General features: G+C 45.0%; 1 protein-coding gene. It reads right to left on the bottom strand.

Annotation, left to right across the window (positions count from 1 at the left end; all coding sequences use genetic code 11):
- Positions 1-199, bottom strand: a 199-nt coding sequence (locus KP708_RS15500) for a hypothetical protein (protein ID WP_215757255.1), incomplete at its 3' end; no start/stop codon positions are given.
- Positions 200-585: the final 386 nt, after the last annotated feature.

The raw sequence follows: 585 nt of genomic DNA, 5'->3' as shown, positions 1-585 counted from the left end.
GAGATATATATCTTCCTGCCCATTTTTCTATAATATGCTTTAGAGCTCTACTGTGTTTTGGTTTTGTTTTTATTGTTGTCTGAGCATCTAACCATTCATACGCCATCCTAATACAGTCTTCATGCTCGTGAAGAATGTCTGATGGATGTTGGTACTTGAAGCCACTTTTGGCATCGTTAATTTCTTTGTCAGTAAGCACTGTATAATTTCCTCTTATCMAAATACTTACCCAAATATGGTAATGTTAGATGTCACGAAAATGGGGCGGCTTTTMCACCGCTCCAKAGCAACATCAGMCKTATTTTAGTGGCTACAMTACTCCTTTTCCTCTGMGCMAGCAGATGAGCATAKCACAGAGCAGAACAGACCCGGAGCGAGCGCAGCGCGGGAGCGGCGTAGCCCGCCCGTCAGGGCGTCTGGGTGGGATTAAGCCGTAAAATCGAAGATGACTTTTCCTGCGCCTGCGTGAGCTATTCCCTGCAATTCTAGGGGCGATTTTGTATCTGCATCAGTGATAGTTAATGACCCACCGGCTTGAATGCTTTTCGCAATTCCTTGCAGTTCCAGACTACTTCTTCCTTTAGC

This window comes from Gluconobacter sp. P5H9_a (assembly GCF_018812085.1).
Lineage (GTDB): Bacteria > Pseudomonadota > Alphaproteobacteria > Acetobacterales > Acetobacteraceae > Gluconobacter.
The sequence above is the reverse complement of the archived record's forward strand: the minus strand, read 5'-3'. Positions and strand labels throughout refer to the sequence as shown.